The 12,743-nt window shown below is 37.0% G+C and carries 6 protein-coding genes and 3 pseudogenes; 7 read left to right on the forward strand and 2 right to left on the reverse strand.

Annotated elements, in window-relative coordinates:
• The 6 genes from ACFIQC_RS08345 to ACFIQC_RS08370 all read left to right on the forward strand — a co-directional run.
• Nucleotides 1–896, forward strand: an 896-nt coding sequence (locus tag ACFIQC_RS08345; protein WP_375630493.1) for an ABC transporter substrate-binding protein, incomplete at its 5' end; no start/stop codon positions are given.
• A 361-nt stretch (nucleotides 897–1,257) separates the two neighbouring features.
• On the forward strand, nucleotides 1,258–2,874 hold the full coding sequence (locus tag ACFIQC_RS08350) for an ABC transporter substrate-binding protein (RefSeq protein ID WP_375707004.1): 1,617 nt from the start codon (nucleotides 1,258–1,260) through the stop codon (nucleotides 2,872–2,874).
• Nucleotides 2,875–2,984: 110 nt separating this feature from the next.
• On the forward strand, nucleotides 2,985–4,058 hold the full coding sequence (locus ACFIQC_RS08355) for an ABC transporter permease (protein ID WP_375641087.1): 1,074 nt from the start codon (nucleotides 2,985–2,987) through the stop codon (nucleotides 4,056–4,058).
• Between the two features lie 2 nt (nucleotides 4,059–4,060).
• The gene (locus tag ACFIQC_RS08360; protein ID WP_375621724.1) at nucleotides 4,061–4,990 is read left to right on the forward strand and encodes an ABC transporter permease; all 930 of its coding nucleotides are present in this window, start codon (nucleotides 4,061–4,063) and stop codon (nucleotides 4,988–4,990) included.
• Nucleotides 4,983–5,858 carry an ABC transporter ATP-binding protein gene (locus tag ACFIQC_RS08365; protein ID WP_375707005.1) on the forward strand — a complete coding sequence of 292 codons (876 nt, stop codon included), beginning with the start codon at nucleotides 4,983–4,985 and terminating at the stop codon, nucleotides 5,856–5,858. Before ACFIQC_RS08360 ends, ACFIQC_RS08365 begins: the two co-directional genes overlap by 8 nt.
• Nucleotides 5,855–6,637 carry an ABC transporter ATP-binding protein gene (locus ACFIQC_RS08370; protein WP_375707006.1) on the forward strand — a complete coding sequence of 261 codons (783 nt, stop codon included), beginning with the start codon at nucleotides 5,855–5,857 and terminating at the stop codon, nucleotides 6,635–6,637. The genes ACFIQC_RS08365 and ACFIQC_RS08370 overlap by 4 nt, the downstream gene beginning before the upstream one ends.
• A 550-nt stretch (nucleotides 6,638–7,187) precedes the next feature.
• On the opposite strand, the pseudogene ACFIQC_RS10255 reads toward ACFIQC_RS08370, so the two are convergent.
• Nucleotides 7,188–9,102 (reverse strand): annotated as a pseudogene (locus tag ACFIQC_RS10255) (autotransporter outer membrane beta-barrel domain-containing protein); the annotation flags it as partial.
• Between the two features lie 1,530 nt (nucleotides 9,103–10,632).
• A pseudogene (locus ACFIQC_RS10260) lies at nucleotides 10,633–11,871 on the reverse strand (autotransporter outer membrane beta-barrel domain-containing protein); the annotation flags it as partial.
• A gap of 667 nt (nucleotides 11,872–12,538) precedes the next feature.
• On the opposite strand from ACFIQC_RS10260, the pseudogene ACFIQC_RS08395 reads away from it, so the two are divergent.
• Nucleotides 12,539–12,743, forward strand: a pseudogene (locus tag ACFIQC_RS08395) (hypothetical protein); the annotation flags it as partial.

Genomic DNA, 12,743 nt, shown 5'->3' on the forward strand with positions numbered 1-12,743 from the left:
AGATTTTAATTCGCCATGTTGCAGAGCCCGGAACACAACGTTTGTTGTTGCAAAAGCACGATATTGATGTTGCTCGTAATTTGACACCTGAAGATCTTGCAGATCTGCAAAAAACAACAGATGTTAAAGTTGAAAGAGTGTTAGTGCCAACTATGATGTACTGGGGATTCAATACGACGAATCCTATTTTTGCTAAGGAAAAAGTACGTTTGGCGATGCGTTATCTCATAGATTATGAAGGTCTTGGCAAGAAGCTTCTCAAAGGGATTGGTATCCCACGGGCCAGTTTTATTCCTCTTGGCAACTTTGGGGCTTTGGATGAAAAAGAGGGGCAACCCTTTAAACTTGATATTGCAAAAGCCAAGCAGCTTTTAGCAGAAGCTGGTTATCCGAATGGATTTGAGGCAAATTTTCTCGTGTCAAACACTCCTTATACTTTGTTACTTGCTCAGTCACTCCAGGATAGTGCTGCACAGGCGGGGGTGCGTCTTAAAATTGAACGTGTAGCAGGTACACAGTTGTTTTCAAAAGTTAATGCACGGGCTTTTGATACGACTTTTATCGGATGGAATAATGATTCTGTGGATCCTCATACCATGGCTTCACGTCTTATTTTCAATCCAGATAATCGTTTTGAGGCTAGAAATACAGCCTATCCTAGTTGGCAGCATGGGTATTTTGATGCCAATATGAATCAAAAAGTTGAAGAGGCATTATTTCAAAAAGATCCGCAAAAACGGGCACAACTCTATGCTGATTTACAACGTGAATTGATGCAAAAAGGACCTTATGCGTTTATCTTTCAACAATATAGCGTTGTCGCGATGACGCCTGATATCAAAAAGTGGGTTTGGAATAGTGCGCCGCGTATTTTTTATAGTAAAATTGAAAAATAAGTGTGTCTTTTTAGTGTTATCAAAGCTAAAAAGAGCTTAATCATAATTGCATGATGAAAGTATTCTCCCATATAAAGCTCTTCAGTTTTTTAAGGATGAAACTGTGAGGGATGTTTGTGTAGTACCAGTATATAATTAAGATCGTTTATAGGGAGCGATGAATATAGAAAGTTATATTGGGGAGGATCTTTGTTTATGGTTATAGATTCTCTGCATCCCGAATATAGACTGATGTATAAGAAAATTATTTTATAGATGCTTAGTTTGATTAAATGAAATTGATGTCTAATGCTATGCTATTTAAGCAAAATCACAATCACTTTGTGTGAAAAGGTAGAAGAATACAAAAGGAAGAGATAAAATGGGAAAACAAAGAATATTGAAAAAAATTTCTATTTTATTAAGCTCAATCGTTTTTTTTAATGGGGCTGTAACATCGGCATTCAGTGCCTCATCTAAAGATATATTGGTAATGGCATGGAATATTGATTCAATTAGTAGTTTTGATCCAGCGCAAACTGTTGAGGTTGTGACGAGTGAGTTATTGACGAATATTTGCAGCGCGTTAGTGAAATATGATGAGCATGATCCTACAAAAATTCGCCCTGCTATGGCAAAATCTTGGGACGTTTTAGATAATGGTAAAAGAATAGTCTTTCATCTTCGTGATGATTTAAAGTTTAATGATGGAAGGATGGCTACAGCGCAAGATCTGGTATGGTCGATGCGACGGATTATTAAATTAGGATTAAGCTATGCTCAATCTTTAATGGATTATGGGTTTACCAAAAACAATATTGAAACAAATATTCAGGCTCTTGACGATAAGACTTTACAATTAAAATTAGATAAACCCTATCCTATTCAGCTCATATTGACTGTTATTGGACAATCTTATGCTTCTGCTTTGCTTGATCGGAAAACAATTGAAGCACAGAGTATTAACGGTGATATGGGGAATAAATATTTAGCAACACATACAGCTTGTGTTGGACCTTATAAATTGGTGAGCTGGTCTCCAGGAGATAAAGTTGTGTTAGAGGCGACACAACATTATTGGGGCGATGTGCCTAAAATTAAGCAGATTGTTGTGCAGCATGTAGCGGATTCATCAAGTCAAAGACTTCTTTTGGAAAAAGGTGATGTGGATATAGTGCGTGATCTTTCTTCAGAGGATATTTTAGATCTTGAAAAAAAAGGAGTCCCAGTCAAAATTAGTCGTGTTTTGCGTCCGCAGATTATTTACCTATCGTTAAATAATAAGAATGCAATTTTTGCGAATGAAAAGGTCAGATTGGCACTTCGTTATTTGGTTGATTATGAAGGTCTTGGAAAAACTGTTTTGAAAGGGATTGCTATTCCACGGGCAACTTATATGTCTTTAGGTGTTCCAGGTGCTTTAGATGAAAAAGAAGGTTTGCCTTTTCAGTTGGATTTGAAAAAAGCAAAACAACTGATTACTGAAGCTGGTTATCCTAATGGGTTTAAAGCTAATCTTTTAGTTGGAAGCCTTAGTTATATGTCGTCTGTTGCACAGTCTATTCAAGCCAATGCACGCAAAATTGGTGTTGAGCTTACAATTGAAAAAATGGCACAAAATCAATTGTTGAGCCGTGTACGTGGTGGAAATTATGATACTGCACTTATGGGGTGGGGGAGTGCCGATCCTGATGGACATCCTGCTTCATTAAATCACGTGTTTAACCCTGATCCAACATTTACAAAAAAGCACAATATGTATTTAGCTTGGCGCGCTGGGTATTATGATGAAAATATTAATAACATGGTGATGGATGCTTTGTTTGAGCAAGATCCCAATAAGCGCATTGTGCGATATCGTACTTTACAGCATTATGTGCTAGAGCATGGTCCTATGGTTTATTTATTTCAGACATATTATACCGTTGGTATGGGACCTGATGTCAAAAAATGGATTTGGAACAGTTATAGACTTTATTACAATGAAGCAGAAAAATAAAAAGAAGCATGTTATAGAAAAGGATTGTAGAACATGCTTAATAAGAGATTGTTTTGTTATATAAAAAGGTATTTGCTTTATGTTTTGTCGCTACAGAGGGGATTTTTATAATGGTTTTGCCACTTTCAGAGACTGAAAGAGCTGTATCAGAAAAGCAGAAAAAATTATTTTTATGGGATTTTTTATGCAAAGGATTGAAACTTCTTATTTCAGTTTTTATCACATTGCTTGGGTTGGTGACGATCACTTTTTTTCTTGGTCATCTTCTTCCTCTAGATCCGGTTCTGTCTATTCTTGGTGATAATATCAGTCAGGAAGCTTATGATGCAATGTATTATAAGCTGGGTCTTGATAAGCCGTTGATTGTCCAATATTGGAAGTATCTTCATAATGTATTTTTGTTTGACTTTGGAGATGCTTTAACTTCTGGGCGACCTGTTCTAGCCGATATTATGCGTGTATTTCCTGCAACATTAGAGCTTGCAACCGTTGCTATTGTTATTGGCACAAGTCTTGGAATTCCATTTGGTGTTTTTGCAGCAATGTATCGCGATTCATTTATTGATTATGTTGTCCGTGTTTTTACACTTTTAAGTTATTCTACTCCAACATTTTGGCTCGGATTAATGGCGTTGTTAATATTTTACGCCAAGCTTGGCTGGGTTGGTGGCCCAGGACGACTTGATTTTCTTTATGAATATTCTTTTGAACCAAAAACAGGATTTTTCCTTTGGGATACTGCAAGCCAAGGACAATGGGAGGCTTTTGGTAATGTTTTTAGTCACGTTATTATGCCTGCTTTGATCTTGGCTTTCGGTGCTATGGCTTATATTAGCCGTATGACTCGTGGGTTTATGATTGAGCAGCTTAATCAGGAATATATCATTACTGCACGTGTAAAGGGATTATCGTGGGCGCGAACCGTTTGGGGGCATGCCTTTCGAAATGCTGCTGTTCAAATTATTACCGTTGTTGCACTTTCTTATGCTTTTTTATTAGAAGGGGCTGTTTTAACGGAGACAGTTTTTGCTTGGCCTGGTTTTGGACATTACTTGACAAATGCTCTTTTAGCCGGAGATATGAATGCAGTTGTAGGATGTACTTTACTTGTAGGATTTATCTTTGTCGCCATTAATTTATTTTCTGATTTACTTTATCGCATTTTTGATCCAAGGACACGTTGAATATGACAGTAAGTAATCATCATAAATCGCAATCATCATCTTTTTTGGGTAGTTGGTTAAATGATCCTGTTCCAAACTCCATAATTCAAGCGAACATACAAAGAATTTATCACGCACTGGCTAAGTTTTTTCATAACTTTTCGGCTGTATTCGGTCTGCTTATTATTTGTATTATTATCATATGTGCATTTTTTGCTCCTTGGATTGCTACGCATGATTTTCTTAGCAATGATCTGGGGCATCGGTTGCAGCCACCCTCTATGGCGCATTATTTTGGAACAGATGAATTGGGACGTGATATTTTTAGTCGCCTTGTTTTTGGTTCCCGTATTACTCTTTATGTTGTTTTTCTTACAACAGTTATTGTAGGTCCAATAGGGCTTATTGTTGGAACTGTATCTGGTTATATGGGCGGATGGGTTGATACTGTGCTCATGCGCATTGTCGATATTTTTCTTGCTTTTCCAGGTTTGATTTTAGCTCTTGCATTTTCAGCCGCATTGGGACCAGGGATTGAAAATGCTTCTATTGCAATTTCAATTGCGGCATGGCCGCCAATCGCACGTTTAGCACGTGCTGAGACTTTGACAATACGTTCTTCTGATTATGTTTCTGTAGTTCGCCTGCAAGGGGCCTCTGCTTGGCGAATTATTTTGTTTCATGTTGCGCCCATGTGTATTCCTTCAGTGATTGTACGATTAACTTTGGATATGTCTGGAATTATTTTAACGGCTGCTGGTCTTGGTTTTTTAGGGTTGGGAGCTCAACTTCCAAGTCCTGAATGGGGTGCGATGCTTTCTTCAGGGCGGGAATTTATGATGACAAATTGGTGGTTGGCGGCAATACCAGGCTGTGCAATATTATTTGCAAGTCTTGCTTTCAACCTTTTAGGTGATGGTCTTCGTGATGTATTGGATCCACGCAATGGGTAATAAATTATTAGAAGTAGAAAATTTACGTATTTCTTTTCCTACAACGCGCGGCATTTCAGAAGTTGTGCGCGGCGTTAGCTTTTCTATCGGAAAAGAAAAAGTTGGCATTGTTGGTGAATCCGGATCTGGAAAGTCGATGACTGGGCGGGCAATACTCAAGTTGAGCCCAAAAGCAGCCATTGTTAAAGCTAAAAAAATGCGCTTTGAAGATGTTGATTTGTTGACGGCAAGTGAGCCTCAGATGCGAAAAATCCGAGGTAAGCGTATTTCAATGATTTTACAGGACCCCAAATATTCGCTTAATCCACTCATACGGATTGGGGAACAGATTATGGAGGCTTATAGTATTCATTACCGTGTTTCAAAAGCTGAAGCGCGGGAACGTACCATATCTATGTTAGAATCTGTTCATATTCGTGATCCTGAACATGTAATGCGTCTCTTTCCTCATGAAATATCTGGAGGCATGGGGCAGCGTGTGATGATTGCAATGATGCTTATTCCAAAACCTGATTTAATTATTGCCGATGAACCCACATCTGCACTTGATATTACGGTTAGACGACAAGTTTTATCCGTACTAGATGAACTTGTGACAAAGTCTGGAACGGGGCTTATTTTCATTAGTCATGATTTGAATATGATTGCTGATTTTTGTGATCGTATTTTGGTGATGTATGCGGGCCGTGTCTTAGAAGAGTTGCCTGCTTCTGATTTGTCTCACGCTTGTCATCCTTATACAAAGGCGTTGCTCGCGAGTTTGCCACGACTTGATAATCCTGTGGATGTTTTGGCTGTTCCTGAGCGTGATCCTGATTGGTTACATAATCCTACGATTGTTAATGGTGTTGAGGAGGTTTCTCCATGACAAATTGCGAGAATATTATTGATGTTTCTAATTTATCTGTAACTTTTGGGCATAGGCACAAGGCAGTAAAAGTTGTTAAAAATGTTAATTTTCATATTAAGCGTGGTGAAGCTTATGGTCTGATTGGTGAATCCGGATGTGGAAAATCAACGATCTTGAATACATTGGTTGGGCTTATTCCAGAATATAGTGGAGAGTTCTTTTTTGCTGGAGAAGAAGTCGCAAAAAAAAGAAGTAAGGGCTTTTTACGCTGTATTCAAATGGTTTTTCAAGATCCTTATGCTTCGCTGCATCCAAGAAAAATGGTCCATACGGTTCTTTCGGAATCGCTCAAAATCCATGGCATGGATAATCAAAGAGAGCGGGTGGAGGATGCTTTAGATTCTGTTGGTTTAGATTCTTCATTTCTTTATCGTTATCCTCATGAGTTGTCTGGAGGACAGCGTCAGCGTATTGCTCTTGCTCGTGCGTTGATTATTGAGCCTGAGGTTTTGTTGCTTGATGAGCCCACATCTGCATTGGATGTGTCGGTACAGGCTGAAATTTTAAACTTGTTGAAATCGTTGCGAGCGAGAAAAAAGCTTACTTATTTGATGGTGTCCCATGATCTTGCTGTTGTTGCACATATTTGTGAACGTGTTGGAATTATGCATAAAGGGATTATTCTTGAAGAGCTTAGCAATGATGAATTGCGTAATCTACATGCGCAACACGATTATACAAAGGAGTTTTTTGAAGCAAGTATAGAGCCTATTGTCCATAGAGAGCAAAGAGCATGATCAATTTTACAGAAGAGAAAATGCAATTTTATTTGTTTTGAAGTTTCTGGAGATGTTTGGCGGCATTGTTAAGAGGGAAGGGGATAATAGGATTTTTTCAGTATGAATTTTCTGGGCAGTGTTTGAGCTGTAATATTTTAAATCCTATTAGAACTTCCATTTTGAAATATATGAGTGACTTATAACATACATCCCTTTGTTTGATATTATTGCATTATTTTTTACTTATCATTTTATGTTCAAAAGTGTTATTTTACCATTTTAAGCATTAAATTCGTGAGAAATAACAAAAGATAGTAATGTTGTATTTTCTAGAAAAGCTTCTCATTATTTTACAATATCATTTTGTTTTTGGTTGTTCTCTTTTTTACAATTTTATTCTTTATAAAAAGAATTTTTTGTAAAAAACATCCAATGGTCAATGAATGTCTTCAAATATTTCGCTGTTCTCTATTTAAAAAAGCGCTTAAAAACAGCTTATAATAAACCAAAAAGGCAGCAATATACTGCCTTTTTGTTAAATTGAATAGGCTATTTTTACAGTTTTGATTTAAAACTGATAGCGTATGCCGCCTGAAAAGCTTGCACCACTTATACCAGTTTTTTGAAGCTTTTGTTGATAGCTGACATCACCATGAAGGGAGAGGTTAGCGGACAATTATGCACCAATACCAAGCCCACCTTCAACGGAACTTCCCGAGGGGTCACATTTATAATACTTATCAATATGGAATGTCTGATCATCACCAAAGGTTTTGATTAAGTTTACTTTTCCATAGAAAGACATAGGACGGCTGTTTTCAGTGGCAATGGTTTTTGTCAAACGTCCACCAACACGGGATTATCCATTGAGAAGGATTTTGTATCTCAATGGTCAGATTATCAGCATCTTTAATGGTATCAAACATCAAATGTTGATAGGCAAGCTGTGCCTGCGGTTCGAATGTTACGGCTTGAATACCCGTTGCAAATTGTTTGCCAACAGTGGTGGAGATACTCAACATTTTGGCGTTTTTCAATTTTGCAGTTTTACCAATGAGAGCATTGGTGATATCTCCCTTTATTATCCCATAGGATAAAAGCGTATCAAGGTAGAAACCATTGTCACGCTGTTTACTGCCATAGGCGGCGGTGAGTTGAAATGACTATTTATTCAATATGCTCTTACTTGCTGTCTTGCATATCTTTGGGGGTGAAAGAGAGTTGCCCGTAGGTTCGGACAAGACCCAAATGTGTTGTAGATATTTTTCCCTTCTGCGCGACAAGGTTAATAGCTCCTTGTAGAACAGCATAGTGAAGATTAGCACTGCTATAACCATATCTACTAGAAGTACTACTTATCAAAAAATAAGCTTCCTGTTTTTCCATAGGTATATAAGAAAAAGCCATTCCGTTTGTCTTATTCTTTCCTTAAGACAAATGTCGCATATTGGTTAACAGTTGCATTTTGCTTAGCCATATTGGTCAATCCAGCATAGCAAGAGAGCATTGGGGCTTGATAAAATAGTTTGTATTTATGGCACGATGGTTTTTACTTTTGAGTCTCTATCAAGCAGTACTGGTTGTAAGCGAAAGTCCCAGAAATTTTTATTTTCTACTAAAAGGTTTTGTTCAGTATTTGTTTTACTGTGGTTTGATTTTGGTCCATAAGCTTTCAGTATATATTTATAAGGTGAACCACTTATTGTGATATAGTCCTGTGCAAGTTTGAAAGAGTTTTGATTTACTTTCCCAGAAACTTGAATGAGTGAAAGACCACGTGCACTGGTAAGAGCAGAAGCATCTGCTTTAATATTGTTCTTTTCTAAATGTCCAGTGATATAAACCAGTGTAGTACCTGAAACATCACCGTGAATCAGAAGATGGTCAGCTTTTTGTTTGTTTATGGCAGCACTATCACTCCATTCGACGTTGAAATGAATTTCTGCTTTTCCTGTAGCATTGTAAACTTTTTTAGTATTTGGTCTGCCAGATCCTATGTGCAACGTGTGATAATGATTTTCAGTTGGCTCTTCAAAAACAATAGAGCTGTTATTGATGTTAAGGACAGAAATATCAGAACGTGCTCTTTGAGCAATATCAAACAGTTTTTCATTCTGGATTTTTTTATTTGTGCTTGTTTTCAATGTCCATTTCGTATTGTTTTGCAAATCAAAGACTGTTTTGAATTTTTTTTCAGTGCTCACTTTGCCGTCTAAGATGGAGTGATCGGCGTTTAGTGTAAAAGTGAAATCATTTTTTTTCGTTGAAGCTTCGGTTACTAATAAAACATTGGCACGGATTTCTGAATTTTTGAGATTGGCTTTACCAATTGATTCATTTGCATTAATTCCAGTACCGTTTTTAATGTGAAGTTTTGTATTGGTTAAATTGATTTCTGATGTTTTATTGTTCTTAGATTTTTCAAATGCTATACCTCTATCTTCTGCAGTGGCAGAAACATTTGTTACATCAATATGTCCATTATTATTTACAACAAATGCACTATTTTCGGCAATTATTGTCCCTCCACTCATTTTGATTGTGCTGCCATTTTCTGAATAAAGTCCGATCTCAGCATTTTTAATCATTGTATGGCCATATAATTCAACTAAACTGCCAACATCTTGGCTTTCCGCACCGAATCCGTTACTATCTGCTGTTATTAGAGTAACATTCGTGGCTTTAATATGTCCTCCGTTTCCGGCAAATAATGCAGTAGTTTTACCTTGTACTGTTCCTCCCGTTATGGTGATGGTGGATTTTGAGTCTTTTGCATAGAGCCCACTGTCATCAGATGATGTAATTTGAGCATTGTCAGTTAAAGTAATAGTGCTGCCGTTTATGGAAGATACTGCTGCACCTTTTGCGTTAAATGATCCTCCAGAAACTGTTATTTGAGAACCATTATCTGAAATTATGCTATTGATTGCTTGCGGAACGGTTACATTTTCTAAAGTAATGGCACTTCTTCTTGCAATTATTGCATTGATTAGTAGTGCATTATCCTTACGATTTAATATCGTTACATCTTTCAGTTTGTTATTGCTCTTGTTTTTTAACAAGTGAACGCCTGCTTCGGAAGCAGTAATGGTTCCTCCGATCATTTTGATTGTGCTATCGTTTTGCGCATCAATTCCGATTTTAACGTCACTGATCGTTGTATTTCCAAGCAATTCAATCACACTGTTAGAGCCAGAGGCAGCTGCCCCAGCAGCTACACCACTGCCATTATTAGTTGCTTTTAAAGCAACATTTGTAACCGTAATATGGCCACCTATGTCTGCTTCTAAGGCTGTATATTTTCCTGTCACGTTTCCTGTTGTCATTGTAATTGTGGATTTTGAGTCTTGTGCATAGAGGCCTGCTTCATCATGTGACGTAATTTGAGCATTGTCCGTTAAGGTGATACTGCTACCGTTTTGAGCACATATTGTTGCATAGCTTGAATCAAATGATCCTCCAGAGATTGTTATGTTAGAACGATTATTTGCAATTACGCTGTTGCCTGTTTGAGTCACTTTTACATTTTTTAAAGTGAGACCACTTTCTTTCTCTAGAAGAATTCCTTTGCCTGAATTTTTATCTTTACCGGTTGATATTATTACATTTTCTAGTTTACTTTCGGTGCTCTTACTGTTCACGAAGCCAACACCAGTTTTAGAAGTTGTAATAGTCCCCCCAATCATTTTAATTACGCCACCGTTACTTGCCACAAGCCCAACACCAGCATTCTTAATCGTTGTATTGCCATATAATTCAATCATACTATTAGCGCTATTGACTCCTGCGCCTATTATAGGAACATCCGTGACCTGGCCCCCATGTTCATTTGTTGTTAGAGCAACATCCGTGACCTTAATATGTCCACCGTTTTCTGCGACCAACGCTAATTCTCCGGTTACTGTTCCTCCCGTCATTGTGATGGTAGAATGTAAACCATTTGTGTAGAGTCCTTTGCTATTCGATGATGTTGATGTAACTTGAACATTACCTTTTTTACTACTAGTTAAAGTAATATTACTGCCGTTTCCAGCGTATACCCCTACGATTTTCCCCTCAAAGGATCCTCCAGAAACCGTTACTTTAGAATGATTATTTGCAGCTATGCCACTTTTTGCCTGCGTAACTGTTACGTTTTTTAAAGTGACGTTACTTTCCTTGTCGGCACCTATTCCTGTGATTTCAGCTTCTTTATCGTTACTACTCGATATTTTCACATTTTCTAGCTTGTTTCCATCGCTCTTACTATTATAGAAACCAGCACCAGTTGTAGAAGCTGTAATGGTTCCTCCGATCATTTTAATCATTCCACTGTTTTGTGCATGAAGACCGATTACAGCATTCTTAATTGTTGTATTTCCATGCAATTCAATCATGCTGTTCGGACCGCCGGCGACAACTGTTCCGATTTTATCATTCGTCGCTGTTAACGCAACATCCGTGACCTTGATACGTCCACCGTTTTCTGCAACCAACGCCATTTTTTCTGTGATTACGCTTCCTCCCGTCATTTCGATTGTGGTTTCTGAATCTGTTGCATGGAGTCCAGTGCCATGAGATGATGTAGTTTGAACATTGTTAGTTAGAGTTACGCGACTGCCATTGTAAGCAGATATTGCTGCCTTTGTGGCATCAAATGATCCTCCCAATATCGTGATTTCAGATTTATTATTTGCAGTAACGCTATTCATTGCCTTAGTCACCTTTAGATTTTCTAAAGTGACTTCACTATTTTTGTCTGCAAATATTGCAAAAGTTAGTGGAGCTTTGCCTTTGCCACTTGATATTATTATATCTTTTAGCTTGTTTTCAGCATTCTTACTGTTCAAGAACTTAGCTCCAGTGTTGGAAACTGTAATAGTTCCCCCAGTCATTTTCAGTGTAGCACCATCTTTTGCTTCAAGACCGAAGAAAATGCTAGAACCAGTTCCTTTAATGGTTGTACCATCCAGTAATTCAATCGCAGTATTAGAACCTTCAGCTGTTATAGCGTGCGCATTTGTGCTTATGTTGGTGTTTGTTTTTTTGTTTCCGATTATCGTCAAATGCTTGCCGATAATTTGACCACTTTTTTTTGCGTGAATAATTTCATAGGTTTCGTTGGAAACTTCTTTTTTACTTTCTGAAATTTCAAGATTTTTAGCTTGTGCATTAAGATTGATACCAAAAAGTACAACTGCCACAATTGCTGTACAGGATAGAAGAATTTTTTTAGGCATCAGCCTACTCCTTTTAAAGCCCCCAACATTCATTTTCCTGCTAACTTCATAAGCAGAAGTGAAAATAGATATTGCTTTTATTTTAATAACACAGCACTTTGATATTTTATTTTGCTTTTTTTGTCAAAATTAAAGTTGTATTTATGTTTAATTATGTAATATTAAATTTATTTCATAATGTATTTTTATCTAATTATATTTTAAAAATAAGTTTTTTATTAATGGTACATATTATTTTATATCAATATTCATTTATTTTAATATTTATTGATCTATAATTAAAGAAATACAGTTATATAAAATAAAGTAAAAATATAATATAAATAAGAATAGTAGTGTTTTTAATATTTTATATTTAGTGGAAAAAGGTGAAATTAGAGTGGATATGTGATAATTGATTGTTCTTACCTACATTATGTATCGAATGAGTTTTTGACAGCAAAAATGAGAGAAGGCTTTAATAGAGCGTTGAGGGTTCTTTGAGTGCTCAGTGTCTTCTTTGAACAAATGAAATATAAAAATATACAGAATCCGCTGATAAGCCACAATTTCCGAAAGGCTACATACTATACAAAACTCCGTTGGATGTAGTTTGACATTAGGTTTTGTACTAAGTGGGGAGAGGTGAGATTAGTTAGAAATACGTGATAATTTATTGTTTTTATGGTTATTTTTTACCATTAAATGCGCGTTTTTTAAAATGGCATGGGGCAAGGACCATCCCGTTTTAACAAGCGCCATTATCAAAACCATTGCCGCCCTGATGGCTTTTAACATTGCTCTACGTGTGTTGCGCTTTACCATGACTGGCGCACACGTCTTGGTTTATTTTGGTGCTGAACCCACCACCATCACCAAATGGAAAAATATCATTGCTGCTGCTTTTGATTTCTCTCAAACTTGGC

Source organism: Bartonella sp. AA126HLJHH, from assembly GCF_042197425.1.
GTDB lineage: Bacteria > Pseudomonadota > Alphaproteobacteria > Rhizobiales > Rhizobiaceae > Bartonella.